The sequence below is a fragment of the Microbacterium testaceum genome, from assembly GCF_001476285.1.
Classification (GTDB): Bacteria; Actinomycetota; Actinomycetes; order Actinomycetales; family Microbacteriaceae; genus Microbacterium; species Microbacterium testaceum_B.
This window is the reverse complement of record NZ_LDRU01000057.1, coordinates 1-22,214: the sequence shown is the minus strand read 5'-3', so window position 1 is coordinate 22,214 and position 22,214 is coordinate 1. Positions and strand designations below refer to the sequence as shown.

At 68.6% G+C, this 22,214-nt stretch carries 22 protein-coding genes; 10 read left to right on the top strand and 12 right to left on the bottom strand.

Annotated features, from left to right (window positions below; translation table 11 throughout):
* The first annotated feature begins 5 nt into the window (after positions 1–5).
* Positions 6–1,490: an SPFH domain-containing protein gene (locus NS283_RS10305; RefSeq protein ID WP_241492230.1), complete on the top strand. Its 1,485-nt coding sequence runs from the start codon at positions 6–8 to the stop codon at positions 1,488–1,490.
* Between the two features lies 1 nt (position 1,491).
* On the opposite strand, the gene NS283_RS10300 is transcribed toward NS283_RS10305, so the two are convergent.
* The 11 genes from NS283_RS10300 to NS283_RS10255 form a co-directional block, all read right to left on the bottom strand.
* On the bottom strand, positions 1,492–1,839 hold the full coding sequence (locus NS283_RS10300; protein WP_058596774.1) for a HepT-like ribonuclease domain-containing protein: 348 nt from the start codon (positions 1,837–1,839) through the stop codon (positions 1,492–1,494).
* A complete protein-coding gene (locus NS283_RS10295; protein ID WP_081317370.1) occupies positions 1,836–2,279 on the bottom strand; it encodes a helix-turn-helix domain-containing protein in 444 nt (147 codons plus the stop codon). Before NS283_RS10295 ends, NS283_RS10300 begins: the two co-directional genes overlap by 4 nt.
* 559 nt (positions 2,280–2,838) lie before the next feature.
* Positions 2,839–3,333, bottom strand: coding sequence for a hypothetical protein (locus NS283_RS10290; protein ID WP_058596773.1), 495 nt, complete (start codon positions 3,331–3,333; stop codon positions 2,839–2,841).
* Between the two features lie 507 nt (positions 3,334–3,840).
* Positions 3,841–4,335 (bottom strand): hypothetical protein, encoded by a 495-nt coding sequence (locus NS283_RS10285; RefSeq protein WP_058596772.1) that lies wholly within the window; start codon positions 4,333–4,335, stop codon positions 3,841–3,843.
* 59 nt (positions 4,336–4,394) lie between these two features.
* On the bottom strand, positions 4,395–4,871 hold the full coding sequence (locus NS283_RS18680) for a hypothetical protein (RefSeq protein ID WP_153003332.1): 477 nt from the start codon (positions 4,869–4,871) through the stop codon (positions 4,395–4,397).
* A 706-nt stretch (positions 4,872–5,577) separates the two neighbouring features.
* Positions 5,578–6,654, bottom strand: coding sequence for an alkene reductase (locus tag NS283_RS10280; protein ID WP_058596771.1), 1,077 nt, complete (start codon positions 6,652–6,654; stop codon positions 5,578–5,580).
* Between the two features lie 157 nt (positions 6,655–6,811).
* Positions 6,812–8,368 (bottom strand): gamma-glutamyltransferase family protein, encoded by a 1,557-nt coding sequence (locus NS283_RS10275; RefSeq protein ID WP_058596770.1) that lies wholly within the window; start codon positions 8,366–8,368, stop codon positions 6,812–6,814.
* Between the two features lie 37 nt (positions 8,369–8,405).
* Positions 8,406–9,173 (bottom strand): amino acid ABC transporter ATP-binding protein, encoded by a 768-nt coding sequence (locus NS283_RS10270; RefSeq protein WP_058596769.1) that lies wholly within the window; start codon positions 9,171–9,173, stop codon positions 8,406–8,408.
* Positions 9,170–9,976: an amino acid ABC transporter permease gene (locus NS283_RS10265; protein ID WP_058596768.1), complete on the bottom strand. Its 807-nt coding sequence runs from the start codon at positions 9,974–9,976 to the stop codon at positions 9,170–9,172. The genes NS283_RS10270 and NS283_RS10265 overlap by 4 nt, the downstream gene beginning before the upstream one ends.
* A gap of 2 nt (positions 9,977–9,978) precedes the next feature.
* Positions 9,979–10,845, bottom strand: a complete 867-nt coding sequence (locus NS283_RS10260) for an ABC transporter substrate-binding protein (protein ID WP_058596767.1) — start codon at positions 10,843–10,845, stop codon at positions 9,979–9,981.
* 162 nt (positions 10,846–11,007) lie between these two features.
* Positions 11,008–11,649 (bottom strand): TetR/AcrR family transcriptional regulator, encoded by a 642-nt coding sequence (locus NS283_RS10255; RefSeq protein WP_058596766.1) that lies wholly within the window; start codon positions 11,647–11,649, stop codon positions 11,008–11,010.
* A gap of 90 nt (positions 11,650–11,739) precedes the next feature.
* On the opposite strand from NS283_RS10255, the gene pdxH reads away from it, so the two are divergent.
* From pdxH to NS283_RS10235, 4 genes are all read left to right on the top strand, one after another.
* Positions 11,740–12,381, top strand: a complete 642-nt coding sequence (gene pdxH, locus NS283_RS10250; RefSeq protein WP_058596765.1) for a pyridoxamine 5'-phosphate oxidase — start codon at positions 11,740–11,742, stop codon at positions 12,379–12,381.
* Positions 12,354–13,127 carry an MBL fold metallo-hydrolase gene (locus tag NS283_RS10245; protein ID WP_241492229.1) on the top strand — a complete coding sequence of 258 codons (774 nt, stop codon included), beginning with the start codon at positions 12,354–12,356 and terminating at the stop codon, positions 13,125–13,127. The genes pdxH and NS283_RS10245 overlap by 28 nt, the downstream gene beginning before the upstream one ends.
* A gap of 272 nt (positions 13,128–13,399) precedes the next feature.
* Entirely contained in the window at positions 13,400–14,554 is a 1,155-nt protein-coding gene (locus NS283_RS10240) for a DUF697 domain-containing protein (RefSeq protein WP_058596764.1), read from the top strand.
* A gap of 141 nt (positions 14,555–14,695) precedes the next feature.
* Positions 14,696–15,352 (top strand): HEAT repeat domain-containing protein, encoded by a 657-nt coding sequence (locus NS283_RS10235; protein ID WP_058596763.1) that lies wholly within the window; start codon positions 14,696–14,698, stop codon positions 15,350–15,352.
* A gap of 64 nt (positions 15,353–15,416) precedes the next feature.
* Here NS283_RS10235 and NS283_RS10230 read toward each other — a convergent pair whose 3' ends face one another.
* Positions 15,417–15,809, bottom strand: a complete 393-nt coding sequence (locus NS283_RS10230; RefSeq protein WP_058596762.1) for a hypothetical protein — start codon at positions 15,807–15,809, stop codon at positions 15,417–15,419.
* A 376-nt stretch (positions 15,810–16,185) separates the two neighbouring features.
* Here NS283_RS10230 and NS283_RS10225 point away from each other — a divergent pair, with 376 nt between their 5' ends.
* The 5 genes from NS283_RS10225 to yicI form a co-directional block, all read left to right on the top strand.
* Complete coding sequence (locus NS283_RS10225) at positions 16,186–17,202, top strand: LacI family DNA-binding transcriptional regulator (protein WP_058596761.1); 1,017 nt, start codon at positions 16,186–16,188, stop codon at positions 17,200–17,202.
* A 137-nt stretch (positions 17,203–17,339) separates the two neighbouring features.
* A complete protein-coding gene (locus NS283_RS10220) occupies positions 17,340–18,662 on the top strand; it encodes an ABC transporter substrate-binding protein (RefSeq protein WP_058596760.1) in 1,323 nt (440 codons plus the stop codon).
* A 61-nt stretch (positions 18,663–18,723) separates the two neighbouring features.
* Entirely contained in the window at positions 18,724–19,686 is a 963-nt protein-coding gene (locus tag NS283_RS10215; RefSeq protein WP_058596759.1) for a carbohydrate ABC transporter permease, read from the top strand.
* Between the two features lie 89 nt (positions 19,687–19,775).
* Positions 19,776–20,603 (top strand): carbohydrate ABC transporter permease, encoded by an 828-nt coding sequence (locus NS283_RS10210; RefSeq protein ID WP_058596789.1) that lies wholly within the window; start codon positions 19,776–19,778, stop codon positions 20,601–20,603.
* Positions 20,603–22,214 (top strand): alpha-xylosidase (gene yicI / locus NS283_RS10205; RefSeq protein WP_058596758.1); only part of this gene is annotated, 1,612 nt, incomplete at its 3' end. The genes NS283_RS10210 and yicI, both read left to right, overlap by 1 nt.

The window sequence follows — 22,214 nt, the reverse complement described above, 5'->3', positions numbered from 1 at the left end:
TTGTCGTGAACAGTGACATTTTCTGGATCATCGGTGTGGTCGTCGCCGTCGGGGCGGTGCTGCTGATCCTGCTGATCGGCTTCTTCATCTTCCGGGCCTGGTACCAGGTGCCGCAGGCCGATGAGGCGATCGTCATCGTCGGTAAGAAGCAGCGCGGTTCCGACGGGCTGACGTCGAACATGACCGTCATCACCGGCGGCGGCGCATTCGTGAACAAGCTCACGCAGCGGTCGGACCGCATCTCGCTGCGGTCGCGCCAGATCAAGATGGAGCCCGTCGCGCAGACGAAGAACGGCGTGACCATCCACCTGGCGGGCGTCGCACTGGTCAAGATCGGGTCGCTGCCCGACCAGGTTCGCGCCGCCGCGGAGCGCTTCGCCTCGCAGGACCAGGCGATCGACGTCTTCACCACCGAGCAGCTCGAGGGTGCCCTGCGCGGAGTCGTGGCGAAGCTGAACGTCGAAGAGGTCATGCAGGACCGCCAGAAGCTCGGTGACGAGATCGCCGAGGGCATCAAGGGCGACCTGCTCGCTCAGGGGCTCGTGCTCGACTCCTTCGCGATCCAGGGCGTCACCGACCGCAACGGCTACATCGAGGCCCTCGGCGCGCAAGAGGTCGAGCGCGTCAAGCGCGAGGCCGAGGTCGCGCGCATCGAGGCGGCACGCGAGGTCAAGGCGCGCCAGCTCGCCACCGAGGAAGCGAACCTCATCGAGCAGACCGCGTTCGACAAGAACACGGCGGCATCGAAGTCCGAGGTCGGACGCGCGAACGCCGAGGCGGAGCAGGCCGAGAACCTCGCCCGCGCGGAGCGCGAACAGGCCGTTCTCGTGCAGCGCGCCGAGAACCGTCAGGCCGAGCTCGACGCCGACGTGAAGCGCGTCGCGGATGCCGAGAAGTACCGCAAGCAGACCGAAGCCGACGCCGAGTCGTACGCACGCCAGAAGAAGGCCGAGACCGACCGCCAGGTGGCGCAGCAGGAATCGGATGCCGAGGCCTACGCGGTGCAGCGCCAGGCCGAGGCCCGGCAGGCCTCCGCCGCAGCCGAAGCCGCCGCCGTGCGGGCGCGCGCCGAGGCCGAAGCTGAGGCGTTGCGCGCGAAGTCCAGCGCTGAGGCGGAAGCCCTTCGCGCTCAAGCCCTCGCCGAAGCCGAGGCCATCCGCGCGAAGGGTGAGGCGAGCGCGGCGGCGATCCAGGCCGAGGCCGAGGCACTGCGCGAGAACCAGGAGGCCATTCTGGGTCGCGAGCTCATCGGGCAGCTGCCCGCGCTGATGGCCGAGTTCGCGAAGGGCTACCAGAACGTCGGCAACGTCACCCTCGTGGGCGGCGACTCCGCCGGCACGCACATCGCGCGCGAGCAGGCTGCCGGCTTGACCGCGACGTTCGAGAGCGTGAAGTCGGCGACGGGCGTCGACCTCGGCGCCATTCTGCAGGGGCAGGCGTTCGGGCGGGGTGTGGCGTCGTCGCGGGAAGCGTCGGTGGCGGGCGACTGACCTAGAGGGTCGGGACAACCACGTCGTTGAGGTACTCGCGCAGCCGCGGCACGTCACGCGTGAGCGTGCGCCAGACGCGGTGCGGGTCGAGATCGTCGTACTGGTGGGCGGCGAAGTTCCGCATGTCGATGATCTGTCGCCACGGCTGACCGGCGAAACGCTCGCGAACGGGCGGCGGGATCTTGGCGACCGCCCCGCCGATCCGGATCAGCCCCATCTCCGCGGCCCATTGCGCCTCGACCTCGCGCAGGAAGTGCTCCTCGCCCTTTTCGACGATGAGTCCGATAACCTCGCACACCGCGATCACGCGGGTCGCGGCATCCTGGGCTTTACGACTCTCGACGCTCACAGCGGGACGGCCTCGCGGAGCACCCGCTCCCGGAACTCACCGCGGAGGGTGTCGGAGGCGATGACATCAACCTCGACCTGAAGCAGATCGGCGAGGGCGAGGCGCAGGCCCACCTCATCCAGGAGGCCGGCTTCGGGTGTGAAGTCGACGAGGATGTCGATGTCGGATGCCGTGGTGTCGTCGCCACGCGCGACGGATCCGAACACCCGGGGGGCGGTGGCGTGATGCTCGGCGACGAGTCGATGGATTTCGTCGCGGTGGCGGAAGAGGCGCTCGTTGAGGGTGCCGACCAGCGCACGGCGGATTCGTTCGAGAACCTCGGGGCTGGGCTGACGTCGGCCGTTCTCGTACGCGGAGATGTTGGGCTGTGCCACGTTGGCGGCGCGGGCGAGCTCGGCCTGGCTCATACCCGCCGCTTCTCGTCCCGCGCGGATGTTCATGCGATCAGGGTAGTCGAGGGGTTATCGGGGACGATATACCTGCGTCGTCGGACGGAACGGGCCCCGCGCGAAAGAACCGCGGCGCCCCGCGATTAGCGGAATCTCCGCCCCACAAGGACGGGTAACCACGTAATCGCGCTCGCCGCCCCCGTAGAGCGTGGCCCGGTCGACCTCATTCTCGGATGCGCCCTGCGCCCACCGATTGGGATGGTCGCTAGAAGAAGTCAGAACTACGTGTGGAGAGCGTTTCCCCTTGCCGCGACTACTTCGCTGGCCCGAAGATCGGCTGCGTGCGCGAGCCCGTTGCGAGACTGTCCACGGCTAACGAAACTCTTGGCGCGAGCTGCAGCGCAGGACGTATCGGCACGGGCGCCGCGTCTTCGCCGCGGAGGATTTAACGACTTGGCGGTGCGTTTATGGCGTCGGCAGTCGGACTAGGGCATTTCGTTGCGCGAGATGCCTCGCCTCAGCTTGCGCTGCCGGCCGGGGAACAGTGCGCCAACCATCACTTGGCGACGACCGCTGCGCGAAGCTCCCCACCACGAGCACCGCCTCCAAATCACCTCATACGTACGACTGGAATGAGCAAATCCATCTGGGCGTCGATGATCGCCGCGACCCTGTGCCGACCGTTGCCGAACGTCCCGTCGCCTCTGACTGTTATGGGGTCCGAGAGGAATGAGAGCGTCAGCTCGGCAAGCGCGCTTCCTTCCTCTAGTGACGGGTCCAACGCTGTGGCGGAAGTAGACCAGCGGATAGGTTCGTCCTCCGGGAGGAGGCCTAGATAGCGAACCGCTATTTGTAGCGCTGATCTGTAATCTGCGCCCTTTACGTACTGGCACTCTTCGAAGTGGATTCGTCCAGGGATGCGTCCGCACAAGAGGTGGCATCGATGCAGATCTCGTAGGTGAGTCATGGGCGGCGCGTACCAGAATGCGCTCAGCTCGGCTTCCGGCATCACATCAAATTCACGGGGCGTGTGCTCCATGAGTGAGCGCCGTTTCATGGCCCTCGGGTGCCACGTGTCGAGCTCGAGATCGTCGGTATCAGACATAGACGCAACATATCGAACGCCTGAGTTCCAGGCCTGAGCCGCAGCGGATCGACAACTGTGGCCGTGGCCCCCCGCTAGGCATCCGAGAAGCTGCACAAATTTCGCGATTGTTGGCGCTGAACTGCCAGGCTAGCCACGGCGGGGGTCCTGGATCACGTCGCTCGCGTGGGCGTGCAGGGCGCTTCGGTACGCCAGGCCCAAACGCGCGAGGCTGGCAGCGAAAGCCTTGTCGCAGACCGTCCCCAACATCCGTCGAACTCGACGTTCACCACGCCTTACAAAGCACCGTCGCCAGTGATGAGCGAGGTTTTTGCCAGATGGAAAGTGTCGGTGCCCTGCGGCGATGCAATCTCGGCACCCAGGGTGAGTTTCATGCGTCCGATTCTGGCCCACGACCCGAAATGGCCCCGCGCGAACTATCGCGCGGGGCCTGTGGGATCCGGAATCTCAGCTCTTCAGGTACGGGTAGCCAGCCATGCGCGCCTTGCCGCGCCCAGAGGGCAAAGCTCAGACCGAACGCTCGGTGAGGGCACCTGTCTCCGCGTTGGTTTCGTTGCTCGGCGCTGGCGACATCGCGCTCGCTCGCGTGGGAGCTGCAAGGAGAATGATGCCGGCCGTCGCGAGGAACAACGCGGTCCAGACGCCGTTGCCGGGGACTCCGTCCGCACTGCCCCAGCCGACCCAGAAAGCGCCGGGATCGAAAAGCGGGCAAGCAAGTGTCGCGGCGACTACCGCCATGGCACCGAAGGGGAGGCGAGGTACCGCACGGAGAATGACGAGCGCGGCCACAAGGGCCGTCAGGACGGCCCACAGATCGAAAACCCGAGCAGACGTATACGACGACATCGCTTCAAGACACGACGGGTTCATGTGCTTCCAGTCAGCACCGGCGCATACCGCCCAGTAGGACGCCGAGTACCACGTGAGCGCCAACGAACATCCGATGAGCAGCACCGCGATGGCGACGACGGTGAACGGACGAACACGCGGACGAAGCTGCATGCCTGCGATGCTAGACGGTTCGCGCTTGGGCCGGACAGTCTCGGGGGCGGGTGAAATTGTCAGCATGAGCGCAGCGCTCTGACGTTCGCACCGAGGTTGTTGATCTTGTACCAGACACCGTGAGAGCGGGTGTTTCTGTAATCAACGGTGCTCCCAAAACCCGGACCCGCCATCATGTAGAGGCACGACTTTGGTGGGACGTACACCGCGTCCCAGTCGTATAGGCGACCGTTCGAGTCCTTGAAGATGTCAGAAGAGCGGTTGCCAGGAAGAGTGGCGGTTACTCCGCTGACGGTGCCGACAACGTCGCCGTATGTTGGGCTGAAGTTTGTCGCGATCCGTACGGCAGATCCCGACGTGTTGTAGACCATCCCGCAGTCGATGCGGTTGTTCGTCGTGCACCGTGCGTCCGACGCGTCTGCGGGAGTTGCGCCGATCACGCCGGCTGAGACCGCGAGGGTGAGTGTGACAATCGCCGCCATAACCCTGCCTCGCGAAAGTCGGACATTGCTGATCGAGTGCCCCGAAGTGGCCATCTCTGTCTCCTCTCGGGCGCCGAGGTGACGCCTGGGACGAGGCAAACGCAAGACCGTCAAGGCATCGAGGGCGGATAGGGCCTTGACTGCGGCGGCTGGTCAGCACAACTCACCCTGTGCTTTGGAGAAGCGCGAGCACCACCGCGAGTGCAACCACGCCCTACCGTTCGCATTAGCCGTGAGGCAAGCAGCGTTAGGGGGTCGAAGACGCGTGGATCGAATACTTTGGCGTATCTCAGTGCAGTTATGTCGCGCACGAACGGCCGCCGGTCGCTCGCAAGAGAGCGTGGCGCTCGAGGCCGCCCTCACGGTCCGCACTTATCGGCGTCTCGAGACCGGCGTCGCCGGGTCGTCCGTAGATTCGCTGCTTCGAGCGATGACCGTGCTCAATCTGAGTCGTCTCGATCTGGGGCCCGTCTCGATGTACTTTGCGGGCACGGCGCGCCCTGAATCCAGCTCTTCACGTTGTCCGTCTTGCCCAGCGCAGCGTCGTTAGCGTGTCTCCCGGCACCTGGTAGCTCCCTGGATGGGCGCGCCTCCATTCTCGGCGCGGGTGAGGCGTGGCCGGTGATCTCTCGGCCTCCGTGCGGTCGATGGCCGTGGTGGGGTCAGCTTCGGGCGACGCCCGTCGTCAACTTTGCTACTCGGCCTGAAACGAAGAGGGCCCCGCACGAAGAATCGCGCGGGGCCCGTGGCATCCGGAATCTCAGCCCTGCAAGAACGGGTAATCCGTGTACCCGCGCTCGCCACCCCCATAGACCGAAGCCTGGTCGACCTCGTTCTCCTCGGCGCCCTGCTCCCAGCGCGTCACGAGATCGGGGTTGGCGATCGCGGGGCGGCCGACGGCGACGAGGTCGGCGATGTCGTCCTCCACGACCGACACCGCTTCGTCGCGCGTCGTCACGCTCGAAAAGCCCGAGTTCACGATGAAGGTGCCGCCGAAGGTGCGGCGGAGGTCCTGGATCAGCTCGCTCGCGGGGTCGGCGTGCAGCACGCTCAGGTACGCCAGGCCCAGGGGCGCGAGGCCCGACACGAGCGCCTCGTAGGTGGCGCGGGTCTCAGTGTCGTCGGTCTCGAGAACGTCCTGGATGTTGTGGGCGGGAGAGATCCGGATGCCGACGCGCTCCGCGCCGATCTCCGCGGCCACGGCCTGCGCGACCTCGATGACGAAGCGTGCGCGGGCCTCGGGCGAACCGCCGTATTCGTCGGTGCGCTGGTTCGAGGCGGGGGAGAGGAACTCGTGCAGCAGGTAGCCGTTGGCGCTGTGGAGTTCGACGCCGTCGAGTCCGGCATCCACCGCGCGGCGGGCGGCGGCGACGAACTCGTCGCGAACGACCGGAAGTTCTGACGTCTCGAGCGCGTGCGGGACGGCGTAGGCGACCTTGGTGCCGTCGGCGAGGCGGGTGTCGCCCTGGATCGCGATCGCCGAGGGGGCGACGATGCGGTCGGTGCCCGTGATGTCGGGGTGCGTGACGCGTCCGCCGTTCATGAGCTGCATGAAGACGGTGCCGCCCTCGGCGTGCACGGCGTCTGCCACCTTGGCCCAGCCCGCGGCCTGAGCGTCGGTCACGATGCCCGGCTGCCCCGGGTACGCGCGCGACTCGGCGCTCGGGAAGACACCCTCGGTGACCAGGAGGCCGATGCCCGCGCGCTGCGCGTAGTACTTCGCGACGATCGGGCCGGGTACGCCGTCTTCGGCGGCACGGAGGCGGGTCATCGGCGCGAGGGAGACGCGGTTGCGGACGCCGACGGCGCCGACGGTGGTGGGGCTGAAGAGGCTCACGGGAGTCCTTTCGTGGGGAACGAGGGCCACGCGAACCCAACGGAGCGTGGCATCGACCTATTCCACGGAATCCACATGTGTGCAGCGGCGGGTTGACACAGGCTCCTGCGCCGTCCTGTTCTCAGCGCCGCCACGGGCGAGCCGCGAACCGCCCGCCTCAGCCCCCGTACACCCGCACGCTCGCCGCGCCGTCCGAACGCGGGTCGCTCCCGGCATCCAGACCCCCGTCGGATGCCACTGCGACGAGGTTGGCGTGCCCGACGAGCTCGTCGGCATCCGGGGTCTCGATGATGTGGAGGCGCGTCTCGGCGAGGGAGGCGCGTGCCGGGGTGGGGAGGTCGCTCTCGACGTAGATGTCGGACGGGCTGTCGCCGTCGCGCTGCGGGCCGACGATGGCGCGCGGGGCCGACACCGCCTCTTGTGCCGAGGCTCCGGCCATCGCCCGGAGCAGGGTCTGCGCGTGGATCTGCGGCTGGCCCTGGCCGCCCATCGTGGCCGACACGAAGCGCAGGCCCTTGGCGTCGTCGACCATCACGGGCATGAGCGTGTGCAGCGGGCGCTTGCCGGGTGCGAGGGCGTTCGGTGACGCGGGATCCAGCGAGAAGCCGGTGCCGCGGTTGTGCAGCAGGATGCCGGTGGACGGCTCCACGACCGCGGCACCGAAGGCGTGGTAGACGCTCTGGATGAGCGAGACCGACCAGCCCGACGAATCCGACACCGCGATACCGACCGTGTCGCCGCGGGGCCGACGGAAGCCGGGGAGCACGGGCTCGTCGCCGCGTGCGGAGGCGTCGCCGCCGAGGAGCTCGCTGACGTCTCCCGAGGTGACGCGAGGGTCGGCGAGAAGCTCGTCGCGCACGAGGTTGGCGGCGAAGAAGCGCTCCATCATGCGACCGAAGTCCGCGCCGAGCGGGTCGGTGATGCCGTTGCGCTCGAGCTCGCCCAGCACGCGGAGCAGCACGAAGCCGTGCGTGTTGGGCGGGCTCGTGAGCACGCGGTACGACCCGAACGAGGTCGTCAGCGGTTCGACGACCTCGGGGTGGAACAGCAGCAGGTCGGCCGCGCCGATGCGCGAGCCGAGGCTGGCGAGGCCATCGACGAACGGCGCCGTCAATACTCCGTCGTACAGGGCGGCGGCTCCCCCATCGCGGATCGCCTCGAGCGTGCGGGAGAGGGTCGGCTGCACGAGAGCGTCGCCCTCGCCCGGCAGCCCTCGGGCGAGGAAGGTGTCGCGGAACCCCTCGTCGAACCCGATCGCGGCCTCCTCCTCGCGGAACGCGGCGGCGAGGGACCGCGACACCGGCACTCCATCGCGCGCGGCGACGATGGCATCCGTGAAGATCTCCGCCCAGTCCAGCTGGCCGCCCATGCGCCGCAGTGCGTCCCAGCCGCGGACGGCGCCCGGCACTGTCACGGTGTCGATTCCCCGGTACGGCAGCACGTCGCCGTGCGCGGCACGCATCGCGTCGCGATCGACGGCGGATGCCGCGGGGCCCGACGCGTTCACGCACCGCGTGCGTCCCGTGGGGTCGCGCACCAGCGCGATCAGGTCGCCGCCGATGCTGACGTTGTGCGGGTAGACGACGCTGAGTGTGGCGGCCGCGGCGAGAGCGGCGTCGATCGCGTTGCCGCCGCGCGCGAACGCCTTCTCCGCGGAGCGGGTGGCGTCGGCGTGCGGGGTGGCGATGGCGCCGGTCAGGGGCGTGCGAGACATGGGTGTTCCTCGGTGGATCGTGCGGGGAGGGGAGAGGTCAGAGGATCTTCGAGAGGAAGGCCTGCGTGCGGGGATGCTCGGGGGCGGCGAAAAGCCGGCTCGGCGGGGCGACCTCGATGATCGCTCCGGCATCCATCACCACGACCCGGTCGGCGACCTCGCGGGCGAACCCCATCTCGTGCGTGACGACTACCATGGTCATGTGGTCGGCGGCGAGCTCGCGCATGACGTCGAGCACCTCGCCGATCATCTCGGGGTCGAGCGCGCTGGTCGGCTCGTCGAAGAGCATCAGACGGGGCTTCATCGCGAGAGCGCGGGCGATCGCGACGCGCTGCTGCTGACCGCCCGACAGCTTGTTGGGACGCGCGTCGGCCTTGTCGCCCAGCCCCACACGCTCGAGCAGCGCCTGGGCCTGTGCGACGGCCTCGGCCTTCGCGACCCCGCGCACGCGGACGGGCGCGTGCCAGATGTTCTCGAGCGCGGTCATGTGCGGGAAGAGGTTGAAGTGCTGGAAGACGAAGCCGATCTCCTGGCGCTGCTGGCGCAGGGCCGACTTCGAGGCGGGCACGCGCCGACCGTTCGGAGCGACGCGGTAGCCCATGGGCTGGCCGGCGACCGTGAGCTCTCCGCCGTCGATGCTCTCGAGGCCGTTCATCGTGCGGAGGAACGTCGTCTTGCCGGCGCCCGAGGGGCCGACCAGCACGACGACCTCGCCCGGCTGCACGTCCAGCGAGACGTCGTCGAGCACCTGGCGGCCGCCGAGGGCGCGCGTGACGTTCTTCGCGCGGACGATGGGGTCGGTCATTTCAGGACTCCCGAGTCGGAGAGGGCGGTGACGGGGGTGAGGGGAGCGGAGCGCCGCCCGCCGAACAGTCGCTGCCACGGAGACACCGTGGTGACGATGCCGACCCGGGCGTTGAGCTTCTTCTCGATCGCGCTCTGGATCACGGTCCAGATCGTCGTGAGGGCGAGGTAGTAGATCGCGACCACGGCGAAGATCTCGAACGTGCGGAAGGTGGCCGCACTGATGCTCTGCGTGACGAGGAACATCTCGGAGACGCCGATGACGCTCAGGATCGACGTGCTCTTCATGAGTCCGTTGAACGAGTTGCCGAGCGGCGGAACCATGAGGCGCAACGACTGGGGCAGGATGATCCACCGCATCGCCGAGGCGCCCGACATCCCCAGCGCCTGCGCCGCCTCGGTCTGGCCGACCGGCACCGAGTCGAGACCGGCGCGGATGATCTCCGAGATGTACGCGCTCTCGTTCATGATGAGCCCGACGATCGCCGCCTGGATGGCGGCTTTGATCAGGATGCCGCCGAGGTCGACGTCCTGGAAGCGGAACACGTTCGCCGCCGCGAAGCCCGTGTAGATGATGACGAGCTGCACGAGGAGCGGGGTCCCGCGGATCAGCCAGATGTAGAGGCTCGCGATCACGCGCAGGGGCGCGAAGGACGACCGTCGCATCATGGCGATCACGAGGCCGACGACGAGCGCCCCGGCCATCGCGAGCACCGAGATGAGGACGGTCAGCGCGAGCCCCTGCAGGAACGGCGGACCCGGGGTGAGCAGGTTCTTCCAGAAGAAGCCCCAGTCGAAGTTCATCGTCAGTTGGTCCCGGTGTAGGCGAGCGACTCCTGTCCCCACGAGCTGAGGATCTTCGTGTAGTCGCCGGTGGAGACCAGGTCGTCGAACGCGGTCTGGATGGCGTCGTGCAGCGCGGTGTCGTCCTTCAGCGTGGCCGCGCCGATGTCGATCGCGTCGGTCGGGTCGCCGACCATCTCGATGCCCGCCGTGCCCTGCTTCTGGTAGTAGCCGATGAGCTCCGCGGCGTCGAGGTAGGCGTCGAGCTGGCCGCTGACGAGCTGCTGGAAGCCGACCGTCGCCTGGTTGTTCGTGCTGATGTCGAGCGCCTTCTTGCCCTCGGAGGTGCACGTGGTCGACTGCTTCTCGGCGAGATCCTGCGCCGTCGTGCCGACGGTCACCATGACCTTCTTGCCGCAGAGCGAGTCGTCGAGGCCGGTGATGCCGGCATCCGATCCCTGCTTCACCGCGACACCCGTGGCGGAGGTGAGGTAGGGCACGAAGTCGACGACCTCTTCACGCTCGGGCTTGATGTAGAGCGAGGCCATGATCACGTCGCATTGCTTCGCCTGCAGGCTCGGGATGAGCGCCGCGAAGTCGACGGTGACGAAGTCGGGCTTCAGTCCGAGACGTCCGGCGACGGCCTTGGCCAGATCGATCTCGCTGCCGACGAGCGCCCCCGACTCGTCGGTGCTGATGTTGGGCGGTGAGCCCAGGTTGGTGGTGCAGACCGACAGCGTGCCGGCCGAACGCAGGGCGCTCGGGGCGACCGTGGCGATCGCGGATGCCGTGTCCGCTGCCGGTGCCGGGCTCGAGGAGCACGCGGCCAGGCCGAGGGCGGCGATGCCGGCGACCGCGACGACTGCGGCGATGCGAGTGGTGGTGTGCATGGGAATCTCCGTCGATGCTCGATGCTCCGTCACCTCGGGTGTGACGTGCGGAGCAGGCTATCAATTGATAGGTGGTTCGTCTATCAATTGATAGACGGCGCATGTTGCGCCCGCATTACACGCCGATATCGACGCGGAGAAGACTGGCCCGACGGGGCTCGATCAGGACGAGAAGGAGACGACGCCGTCGAGGCGCGACAGCGTGGCGGCACGCACCGCGTGCAACCGGGACGGGTCGTCGAGGATCGCGCGCAGGATGAAGTCCGACACCTGCAGGGGCCGATGCGCGACCGGCGCCGAGGCGTTCGTCTCGCGCTCGCGCATGCCCTCGAACTGCAGGCCGGTGATCGCGCGCTGCACGAACTCGGCGTCGACGTCCATGAACTCGCCCGCCCCGACGCCCTCTTCGACCAGCGCCCGCACCTCGTCGTGGAAGCGCGAGATCTCGCGGCGCTGAGTCTCGAACTCGGGCTCGGTGAAGATCGCGTCGCTGTAGTACCCGCGCGCGTCGTAGGGCAGCGTCAGGTAGTCGTTCGAGCTGATCGTGAGGAAGTAGTGGAACCGCTCCGCCCACGACGCCTCGAGCGCCCGCGCGTCTTGCAGGCGGCCGAACGTCTGCGCCAGGTCGGCGTCGACGAGCTCCGACAGGATGACGTGCTTCGCCGCGAAGTGGTAGAAGAGCGAGGGCTGCCGGATGCCGACCGCGTCGGCGATCTCGCGCGTCGTGGTGCCGTGGTAGCCGTGCCGGCCGAACAATCGGGCCGCGTGCACGAGGATCTGCTGCCGCGTGCCCCCTTCTTCCATTCGACGATCCTATCGACCGCTAGATCACCCGCCGTGCGGCGTGCGGATCGCCATACGCTGGTGCCCCAGCCACCCACCGGAGGATCCGCGATGACCGAGAACCCCCTCGCCCACCGGCTCGACTACACGCTCGACGAGCTCGACGACGCCGCGCTCGCGGCATCCCCTCTCGCTCTTCTCCAGCGCTGGCTGACGGACGCCGCCGACCTGCCCGAGCCGAACGCGATGGTCGTGTCGACGGTGGATGCCACGGGCTCGCCGACCTCGCGCACCGTGCTGCTGCGCGGGATCGACGACGACGGCGCCCTCTGGTTTTTCACCAATCGGCTCTCGCGCAAGGGCCGCGCGCTCGCCGGGAATCCGCGCGTCTCGATCCTGTTCCCCTGGTACGCGCTGCAGCGGCAGGTGATCGTGCTCGGCACCGCGACCCCGCTGCCGGCCGAACGTGACGACGCATACTTCGCCTCGCGTCCGCGCGGTTCGCAGCTGTCGGCCTGGGCGAGCCACCAGTCGGAGCCCGTGGCATCCCGAGCCGCCCTCGAGGAGCAGATGGCCGAGGTCGCCGCGCGCTTCCCCGACGACCAGCCGGTGCCGAGGCCCCCGCACTGGGGCGGATACCGGGTGGATGCCACCGAGTTCGAGTTCTGGCAGGGACGCCCGTCGCGGTTGCACGACCGGATCGTGTTCCAGCGCGAGGACGACGGGTGGGCGGCGATGCGGCGGCAGCCGTGACGGGCCTCCGCGAGATCACCCCCGGCGTCCTCGTGCGCACGAGCCGGGTCATGCAGACGAACACGACGGTGGTCGTGGCATCCGGACGCGCCCTGCTCATCGACCCCGCGTGGCTCCCCGACGAGCTCGCGGCGCTCGCCGCTGAGCTGCGTGAGCACGAGATCACCGTCGCCGAGGGATTCGCGACCCACGCTCATCACGACCACGTGCTGTGGCATCCGGAGTTCGGAAACGTGCCGCGCCGGGCCTCGCCCCGCACCGCCGAGCTCACCCGCACCGAGCGCGACGATCTGGTCGCGGCGCTCGGGCCGGAGTTCACCCCCGAGCTCGTCGACCTCATGGGGAGAGTGGATGCCGGCACCCCGGCGTTCGACGTCGAGCTCATCGTGCACGACGGACACGCGCCCGGCCACACGGCGCTCTGGCTCCCCGAGTCGCGCGTGCTGGTCGCGGGCGACATGCTCAGCGACGTCGAGCTTCCGCTGCCGTTCTGGCCCCACGACGTCGCCGCGTACGAGCGAGCGCTCGACGTGCTCGAGCCGTACGCCGACGCCGCGCGCATCGTGATCCCGGGGCACGGGAGCGTCGGTACCGATGCCCGCGCCCGCCTCGACGCCGATCGTCGCTACCTCGCCGATGTCCGCCGGACCGGCCGGTCGGACGACCCGCGGCGGGCGAACGCGGGCATGGATGCCGAGTACGAGCTGCTGCGGGAGATCCTCGTCGCGACGACTGATCTCTCCTGACCGCCCGCGCGACCGTGGCCGGTGACGAGCGGAGGGCCTGGGATGAGCGGAGGATGACAGAGGGGGATTCGTCCTCCCTCCATCCGTGGTCCTCCGTTCGACACGCGGCGACTCGTCGCCAACCCGACTCGTCGCCAACCCGACTCGTCGCCAACCCGACTCGTCGCCAACCCGACTCGGGGTGGATGTGCCGAGCCTCCGTTGTCCAGGGGCGGCCAAGCGGCCACGGCGAATGCGACACTGGCGACGGCGAGTCACACCGAGGGGGCGCGATGGCGAAGAAGGACCCGCGAAAGCCCGCGTTCGACGAGAAGGCGTTCGTCGACGCGTCGTCGGAGGCGCGGTCGCGCTACGGGCGGTTCAACCTCGCGATCGTCGGCAGCTCCGGCGTGGGGAAGTCGTCGCTCGTCAACGCCGTCTTCGGGCGCGACTGGGCCAAGGTCGGGAAGGGGCTCCCGGTCACCCGGGGCGTGCAGTTCTATCACGACGAGTCCCTCGGGATCTGGGACGTCGAGGGCTTCGAGATCGGCTCGCCCGTCCCGCCCGACCAACAGCTGCGCGGCCACCTCGACGCGATCGCGGCGCACCCGGGCGACCACCAGATCTCGGTCGTCTGGTACTGCGTGAAAGCGAACGACGACCGGCTCACGCCCGCCGACATCGCCATGATCCGCGAGCTCGATGCGCGGGGGCTGCCCGTCATCCTCGTGCTCACCAAGGTCGACTGGATCAAGAACCCCATCACCGGGCAGCGCGGGATCGCGAAAGACCTCCAGGCCTTCGTTGACTGGTTGCACGAACCTGTGGATGCCACCGGCCAGCCGTTGCACGTGCCGTATCGCCGCGTGATCCTCACCTCCACCCGCGACCGGCACGGGAAGGGCAAGGGGCACGGCCTCGGTGACCTTGTCACGGAGACCCTGGCGCTCGCCCCCGAGCGCGACAAGGACGCCTTTCGCATCGCGCAGCGGCTCAACCTCCCCTGGAAGCGCGAGATGGCGCGCCCCGTCATCGCCGCCGCCACCGCAGCCGCCGCGGGAGCGGCGACGGTTCCCCTCCCTGTCACGGACGCTGTCACGCTGGCGCCGATCCAGCTGACGATGATGGGGCGGATCGCGACGATCTACGACCTCGAGTTCAAGACGATGCTCTCGGCGGGTGCGCTCGCGCAGTTCGGGGTGCAGGTCGCGGGTCGCGCGCTCGCGGCGAGCTTCCTCAAGCTCATCCCCGGCGCCGGTGTCGTCGTGAACGCCGGAGTGGCCGGGGCTCTCACCGCCGCGACGGGGGAGAGCTGGATGAAGCTGTGCGAGCTCATCCACACGGGCAAGATCGACGTCGCCAAGCTCGACAAGGAGTGGGCGAAGTACGCGCCGCACTTCGCCGACGTGGTCCGCAAGCTGATCGAGCAGCGGGCGGTCCGGCGGTAGCCGCGCGCCCGACCGTGTCGCGGGCGGAGGCCGGCGGCATCCGTTCCCCCGAGGCCCGGAATTCGCCCTCGCTGGGAGAGTCGTCACGCCGGCCCCGGGTCTTTTGCGGCGTGCCACGCTGGAAGGACCGAAGGGATCATCATGACCGAATCCGCTCCGTCCGACCGGTTGCGCGCAGCGCTCGAGCACCCGGACGCGTCCGCCCGCCTCGAAGCCGCGCTCGCCGCCGGCACACGACCCGATGACAGCTACGTCGTCGAGCTCGTGGCGCGGTCCGCGGTCGAACCGGACTTCTTCGTCCGGGACATGCTGACCTGGGCTCTCACGAGGCACGATCCGTCGCGCGCGGTCGAGGTCCTCCTGCCCGAGGTGACGTCGGAGATCCCGCAGGCGCGGAGCCAGGCGCTGCACACCCTGTCGAAGATCGGCGACCCGATCGCGTTCGCGGCCATCACGCCCGCGGTGCTGCGCGACCCGCACCCCGAGGTGGCGCGAGCGGCCTGGCGGACGGCATCCGGTCTCGTTCCCGAAGGAGCGCAGGAAGACCTCGCCGACGAGCTCGCCACCCAGTTCGGACGCGGCGATCACGAGACCCAGCGAAGCCTGAGCCGTGCGTTCGCGGCGATCGGTTTCCGCGCCGAGGGAGCCATCGAGCGGGCGACGGTGTCGCCGTACGACGTCATCAGCGCGCACGCGCGGGCCACGGCGATCGTCATGGGCGACCCCGACACCGACTTCGCCGAGGCGGCCGTCGAGGCGCGGCGCGTCGTCGCCAAGCGGGCGCTTCCGCGGGACTGAGCCGCGCTCTCGCACGGCGGTGCGTCAGTGCGCGAGCGGGTCGAGGCCTCGAGCCCCGGGTACCTCAGGCGCGGAGCGGGTGTGCCGCGCGGGCAGAGCTGTGCAGGATGAACCAGGTCAGGCCGAGCATCGCGAAGATGCCCAGCAGAAGGGTCGCGGCGATCCCGAGATCGTTCGGCGGCGTCGTCACGGCGAGCACCGCCGCTGTGGCGGCACCCGCCCCGGCGACCGCGAGGGCCACCCATCGCACGACCGGTGACGCGACGAAGACGGCCACCACGAGGAGCACGCTGAGCAGGATCTCCGTGATCCCGGCGGCGAGCATCGGCGGCGACGCGAGGCCGAATCCCGTGAGAGCGACACCCACCGCCGCGAAGACCGCGGCGAAGAAGGGGGTGAGGATTCGCGTCCGGCGCGCGAGCTTCTCGGGTGGCACGGGTGCCGCGTTCTGGCTCATCGTTCGTCCCCCGGGTGAAGTTCTGCGGATGCCGAGTGGTCAGGCTATCCCGGAGCGCGGGCGCACGTCAGACGCGCGGCACCGCCCCGCCCGCGACCCACGTGCGGAGGAGTTCCACGCCCGCTCCCCATCGCCGTCGCTCGCGATGCGTGACCGGGGGAGGGCGAGGGACGGGCGGAGGGCGCGAGCCGCGGAAGGGTCCTCCCTCGGTCCCAGGTCCTCCGCTCATCACGCGCGCGCCGCACCCGCGGCCTCAACACGGGGCACCCGTTTTGTTGCGATCGCCAACTTAACTCTTGCGCTCCCCGCCGACCTGATCTAGCTTGGCCATCGAAGCGCTTCCGAGAAGCGCTTCGACAGCTACGAAGGAGTCGCTATGGTCAAGATCGACGAGGTCGCCCGTGCCGCGGGCGTATCGATCAGCACCGTCTCCTACGCGCTGAGCGGCAAGCGTCCGGTCTCGGCCGAGACGCGGCGCCGCATCCAGGCCGCCGTGCACGAGCTCGGCTACAGCCCCAATGCCGGGGCGCGCATGCTCGCCGGCAGCCAGACGAACATCTTCGCCTTGTCCGAGCCCCTGCGCGCCGACTCGCACGCACCGAGCCACATGTCGTTCATGCACGCGATGACCGTCGCCGCGCGCCGGAAAGAGTACGACATGCTCCTGCTCACCGACGAAGACGCCTCGGCCGGCATGAAGCGGGTCGCGCAGAGCGGACTCGTGGATGCCATCCTCGTGCTTGACGTCGCCCCCGACGACGCGCGGGTCGAGATCGCCCGCGCGAGCGCGACCCCGACGATCTTCGTCGGCATCCCGAACGACCACGAGGGTCTCGTCTGCGTCGACCTCGACTTCGAGCACGCGACGGTCGAGGCCGTCGACCGTCTCGCCGATGCGGGGCACCGTGCGGTCGGCCTCATCGGCGGGTCGGAGCGCGCGTACGAGAAGTCGAACTTCCCGTCTCGCGTGCGCGCCGCCCTGTCCGAGCGCGCGACCGAGCGGGGGATGAGCGCCGTGTCGGTGGCATCCGGTCCCGTCGTCACCGATCGCAGCCAGGTGCGTCGATCGGTGCGCCGTTTCGTCGAGAACGGGGTCACCGGGATCGTGCTGCACGCTCCCGAGGAGGTGCTCCAGGTCGTGCTCGTCGAGCTCGCCGCTCTCGGCAAGAGTGTGCCGGGCGACGTGTCGATCGTGTCGGTCGGCAGCAGCTTCGACACCGACGCCCAGCCCACCCCGATCGACTCGATCCCGCTCGTGCCGCAGAGCTCGTGCGAGCTCGCCGTCGATCTCGCCATCGAGTTGATCGCCGGTCGGCCCGTGGCATCCGGTCTCCATCTCATCGCCCCGACGTATCTCGAGCGCGGCTCGGTCGCCCCGGTTCCCTCCGCCTGACCCTTCAACTCCACATCTCGCTCTGTTCGCCCATCATCGAAGCGCTTCGACACGTTTCGACGGCGGGCACGCAGTGCAACCGCCCCCGCTAGCGGACCCTCCTGAACCAGCGGACCACAGTGAAAGGAGTGCCAACGATGGCACGCACGAACGCACAACGACGCGCGACCCGAACCCTCGCGGCGGTCGGCTCGATCGCCGTCGCCGCCCTCACCCTCTCGGCCTGCAGTGGGGGAGGCGGCGACGCCGGATCCACCGACGGCGCGGGCAAGACCCTCACGCTCTGGCACTACGAGGGGGCCGACAGCGCCATGGCGAAGGCCTGGAACGCCGCGATCCCGATCTTCGAGGAGAAGACGGGCGCGACGGTCAAGGTCGAGGAGAAGTCCTTCGAGCAGATCCAGAAGACCGCGAGCCAGGTGCTCGACACCGACGCGGCTCCCGACCTCATGGAGTTCAACAAGGGCAACGCCACCGCCGGCTTCCTCGCCAGCACCGGTCTGATCGCCGACATCGGCGACGCCGTCAGCGAGTACGGATGGGATGCAAAGCTAGCCCCGTCGCTGCAGACCACCGCGAAGTACTCCTCCGACGGGGTCATGGGCGGCGACACCTGGTACGGCGTGCCGAACTACGGCGAGTTCGTCGGCGTTTACTACAACCTCGACGCCTTCAAGGCTGCGGGCATCGAGGTGCCGACCACCTACGACGAGTTCGTGAAGGCGCTCGACGCGTTCGTCGCAAAGGGCATCACGCCGCTCGCCGAAGCCGGCGCCGAGTACCCCCTCGGCCAGCTCTGGTACCAGCTCGCGCTCACGAAGGCCGACCGCTCGTGGGTCGACGACTACCAGCTGTACAAGAACCCCGTCGACTGGAACGGATCCGAGGTCGACTACGCGTCCGAGACGCTCAAGCAGTACGTCGACAAGGGCTACATCGCCAAGGACGTCTCGTCGGTCAAGGCCGAGGACGCGGGCGTCTCGTTCATCAACGGCACCTCGCCGATCTTCGTCTCGGGCTCGTGGTGGTACGGGCGCTTCACCGAGGAGGCGGGCTTCGACTGGTCGCTCGCGACCTTCCCGAGCTCTAAGCTGTCGCTCGGATCGTCGGGCAACCTCTGGGTCGTCCCGGAGCGCTCGAAGAACAAGGACCTCGCGTACCAGTTCATCGACATCACGATGAGCCCCGAGATCCAGGCGATCATCGGCAACAACGGCGGCGTTCCCGTCGCGGCCGACACCGCCGACATCACGGATGCCAAGAGCAAAGAGCTGATCGACACGTTCAACGGCATCCTGGCCGACGACGGGCTGTCGTTCTACCCGGACTGGCCCGCCCCCGGCTTCTACGACGTGCTCGTCCAGGAGCTGCAGGGCCTGGTGACCGGGACGCAGGACCCGGCGACCACCAACGCGAACCTCGGGAAGAAGTACGACGAGGGCACGGCGGACTTCCGCTGACCCCGGTGGGGGGCGGCGCGCCCCGCCGCCCCCCACCTCTTCCTGATTCGGAGACCCCCACATGGCCCTTCTGACCCGCCCGGCGCGCGTGGCCCTGCCACCCGAACAGCCGGCCATCCCCCAGCGCCGCGGTGGCACCGCCGGCTACTGGCTCTATCTGCTGCCCGGCTTCGTGCTGCTGCTGGTGATCGTGATCATCCCGCTGGTGTGGAACGTCTTCCTCACCTTCACGAAGTGGCGGGGCGTCGGCGAACCCGAGTTCATCGGACTCGACAACTGGTCGAAGCTCCTCGCCGACGAGGACTTCTGGACCTCGTTCGCCAACTCGGTGTGGATGATCCTCGCGATGGTCGTCGTCCCGACGATCGTCGGTCTCACCGTCGCGGCGCTGCTGTTCGACGTCGTCGGGCGCAAGTTCGGCGGCAAGGTCGGGAGCTTCCTCCGCGCGACCTACTACCTGCCGCAGATCCTGCCCATCGCGGTGGCGGGCATCGTCATCGGCTGGATCGTCCGGCCCGGCGAGACCGGCGCGCTCAACCAGATCCTCGCGAGCCTCGGTCTGCCGTCGTACGACTGGCTCGGGCAGATGCCCTCGGCGCTCATCGTGCTGATGGTCGTGCTCGTGTGGGTGCAGATCGGCTACCCGGTCGTGGTCTTCATGGCCGCTCTGCAACGGGTGGACCCCGAGTTGTACGAAGCCGCCGAGCTCGACGGGGCGAACTGGTTCCAACGCTTCACCGCGATCACGATGAGCATCATCCGGCCCGAGATCTTCGTCGTGACCCTGACCTGCACGATCGCGGCGCTGAAGGTGTTCGGCCCCGTCTACGTGATCACGCAGGGCGGGCCCGCGGGCTCGACGATCGTCCCCGCGTACTACGCCTACCTCGAGTTCTTCACGAAGCGGAACGTCGGCTACGGCGCCACGATCGCGACGGTGCTCACGATCGTCGTCGTCATCGTGTCGATCGTGTTCATCCGGGTGCAGGGCTCGCTCGAACGCAAGGAAAGGGCGGGACTCTGATGGCCTCGGCATCCGTTCTCACCACGACCGCCGCCGAACGCCCGCCGCGACGTCGGCCCGCGGGCCCGGGTCGCGGCGGTCGCGGGGGCATGACCCGTCGCCGCCCGATCGACTGGCTGCTGCTCGCGCTCGTCGTCGTCGGCGCGCTGCTCGTGCTCGCGCCGTTCTACCTCGTGCTCGTGAACTCGTTCAAGTCGCCGCTCGACTACGCGACCTCGGGGCCGCTCGCGCTGCCGCAGCAGCTCGACTTCGGCGGGATCGTCGACTTCTGGAACCGCGTAGACTTCCCGCGCAAGGTCGGCAACTCGATCCTCATCTCGGGCGTCGTCGCGGTGCTCGCGGTGCTCATCTCGGTGCTCAACGCCTTCGCGATCGGCATCGGGCGGGTGCGCGGGCGCACCGGCATCGTGCTGCTGTTCCTCCTGGCGAACCTGCTCCCGCAGGAGGCGCTGCTGTACCCGCTGTACTACATGTTCAAATCGGTCGGCCTGTACGACAACGTCCTGTCGGTCATCATCGTCTTCACCGTGGTGCAGGCGGCCTTCGGCACCTACCTGCTCTCGTCGGTGTACGGCACGTTCCCGCGCGAGATCCTCGAGGCCGCCGCGATCGACGGCGCGAGCCGCTGGCAGATCCTCTGGCGCGTCATCTTCCCGATCAGCCGCCCGACCCTCGCGGTGCTGCTCATCTTCTTCTTCATCTGGACGTGGAATGAGTTCCTCATCCCGCTGACGTTCCTGGCATCCAACGACAACCAGACCGTGCCGGTCGCGATCAGCGTCCTGCAGGGCGATCGCCTCATGGACGTCACCACCATCAGCGCGTCGGCGCTGCTCGGCATCATCCCGACGCTCATCTTCTTCCTCATCTTCCAACGCACGCTCACACGCGGCATCACGGCAGGAGCAGTCAAGTAATGAAGTTCACCGATGGGTTCTGGCTCATGCGTCACGGCGTGACCGTCGACTACGCGGCCGAGGCCTACGACATCAGCCGGACCGACGACACGCCGGACGGACCGGGCCTCGTCGTGCACGCCCCGACCAAGGTCATCGCCAAGCGCGGCGACGTGCTCAACCGGACGCTGCTGACCGTGACGCTGTCGTCTCCGCTCGAGGGGGTCGTGCGGGTGCGGATCGTGCACCACGACGGGGCCGGGCGCGGGCGAGGGTTCGCGCTCCCGGGAGCCGTGGGCGGCGGCGAGGTCGACGTCGAGGCCGGGACCCTCACCGCGGGGCGGCTCGTCGCGCGCATCGCGCCGGGCGCGCCGTGGGACCTCTCCTTCGAGCTCGACGGACAGCGGGTGACGGGCAGCGGGCACCGCTCCGTCGGTCGCGTGAGCCTCGCGGAGGATGCCGACGTCGATGCCGGCGTGATCTCGAACCGGGGTGCGGAGACCGGCATCCCGGCATCCCGTCACTTCGTTCATGAACAGCTCGACCTCGGCGTGGGCGAGACCGTCTACGGCCTCGGCGAACGCTTCGGACCGGTCGTGAAGAACGGTCAGACCGTCGACATCTGGAACGCCGACGGCGGCACCTCGAGCGAGCAGGCGTACAAGAGCGTGCCGTTCTACGTGTCGTCGGGCGGGTACGGCGTGCTCGTCAACGACCCGGGACACGTCTCGTTCGAGGTCGCGTCCGAGAACGTCGAGCGCGTGCAGTTCTCGGTCTCGGGTGAAGCGCTGGAGTACTTCGTCATCGCCGGCCCCACCCCCAAAGAGGTGCTCGAGCGTTACACCGCACTCACGGGTCGTCCGCCCATCGTGCCGGCGTGGTCGTTCGGCACGTGGCTCAGCACCTCGTTCACTACCGACTACGACGAGAAGACCGTCACGTCGTTCATCGACGGCATGGCCGAGCGCGACCTGCCGCTGTCGGTGTTCCACTTCGACTGCTTCTGGATGCGCGAGTTCACCTGGACCGACTTCACCTGGGACGACCGGGTCTTCCCGGATCCGGATGCCATGCTCCGCCGCCTCCACGACCGGGGCCTGCGGGTGTCGGTGTGGATCAACCCCTACATCGCACAGCGTTCGGCGCTGTTCGCGGAGGGGGTCGCGAACGGCTACTTCGTGCGCCGACCGGACGGGTCGCCGTGGCAGTGGGACCTGTGGACGCCGGGCATGGCGCTCGTCGACTTCACGAACCCGGATGCCGTGCGCTGGTACCAGTCGTACCTGCGGCGCCTCGTCGCGCAGGGCGTGGACTGCTTCAAGACCGACTTCGGCGAGCGGATCCCCACCGACGTCGTCTACTTCGACGGGACCGATCCCGAGCGCATGCACAACCTCTACACGCAGCTGTACAACGCGGCTGTCCACGAGGTTCTGGTGGAGGAGCGGGGTCAGGGCGAGGCCGTGTTGTTCGCGCGGTCGGCGACGGCGGGTGGGCAGACGATGCCCGTGCACTGGGGCGGCGACAACTCGTCGACGTTCGCGTCGATGGCCGAGACCCTGCGCGGCGGCCTGTCGCTCGCGTGGAGCGGCTTCTCGTTCTGGAGCCACGACATCGGCGGCTTCGAGGGCA

What these genes read in the sequence shown, in the direction of transcription:
- NS283_RS10215 (WP_058596759.1), top strand. Translation starts at nt 18,724, where the DNA reads ATGGCCCTTCTGACCCGCCCGGCGCGCGTGGCCCTGCCACCCGAACAG.
- NS283_RS10270 (WP_058596769.1), bottom strand. Translation starts at nt 9,173, where the DNA reads ATGACCGACCCCATCGTCCGCGCGAAGAACGTCACGCGCGCCCTCGGC.
- NS283_RS10290 (WP_058596773.1), bottom strand. Translation starts at nt 3,333, where the DNA reads ATGTCTGATACCGACGATCTCGAGCTCGACACGTGGCACCCGAGGGCC.
- NS283_RS10210 (WP_058596789.1), top strand. Translation starts at nt 19,776, where the DNA reads ATGACCCGTCGCCGCCCGATCGACTGGCTGCTGCTCGCGCTCGTCGTC.
- NS283_RS10260 (WP_058596767.1), bottom strand. Translation starts at nt 10,845, where the DNA reads ATGCACACCACCACTCGCATCGCCGCAGTCGTCGCGGTCGCCGGCATC.
- NS283_RS10255 (WP_058596766.1), bottom strand. Translation starts at nt 11,649, where the DNA reads ATGGAAGAAGGGGGCACGCGGCAGCAGATCCTCGTGCACGCGGCCCGA.
- NS283_RS10225 (WP_058596761.1), top strand. Translation starts at nt 16,186, where the DNA reads ATGGTCAAGATCGACGAGGTCGCCCGTGCCGCGGGCGTATCGATCAGC.
- NS283_RS10230 (WP_058596762.1), bottom strand. Translation starts at nt 15,809, where the DNA reads ATGAGCCAGAACGCGGCACCCGTGCCACCCGAGAAGCTCGCGCGCCGG.
- NS283_RS10295 (WP_081317370.1), bottom strand. Translation starts at nt 2,279, where the DNA reads ATGAACATCCGCGCGGGACGAGAAGCGGCGGGTATGAGCCAGGCCGAG.
- NS283_RS10240 (WP_058596764.1), top strand. Translation starts at nt 13,400, where the DNA reads ATGGCGAAGAAGGACCCGCGAAAGCCCGCGTTCGACGAGAAGGCGTTC.
- NS283_RS10235 (WP_058596763.1), top strand. Translation starts at nt 14,696, where the DNA reads ATGACCGAATCCGCTCCGTCCGACCGGTTGCGCGCAGCGCTCGAGCAC.
- NS283_RS10265 (WP_058596768.1), bottom strand. Translation starts at nt 9,976, where the DNA reads ATGAACTTCGACTGGGGCTTCTTCTGGAAGAACCTGCTCACCCCGGGT.
- NS283_RS10275 (WP_058596770.1), bottom strand. Translation starts at nt 8,368, where the DNA reads ATGTCTCGCACGCCCCTGACCGGCGCCATCGCCACCCCGCACGCCGAC.
- NS283_RS10285 (WP_058596772.1), bottom strand. Translation starts at nt 4,335, where the DNA reads ATGCAGCTTCGTCCGCGTGTTCGTCCGTTCACCGTCGTCGCCATCGCG.
- pdxH (WP_058596765.1), top strand. Translation starts at nt 11,740, where the DNA reads ATGACCGAGAACCCCCTCGCCCACCGGCTCGACTACACGCTCGACGAG.
- NS283_RS18680 (WP_153003332.1), bottom strand. Translation starts at nt 4,871, where the DNA reads ATGGCCACTTCGGGGCACTCGATCAGCAATGTCCGACTTTCGCGAGGC.
- NS283_RS10220 (WP_058596760.1), top strand. Translation starts at nt 17,340, where the DNA reads ATGGCACGCACGAACGCACAACGACGCGCGACCCGAACCCTCGCGGCG.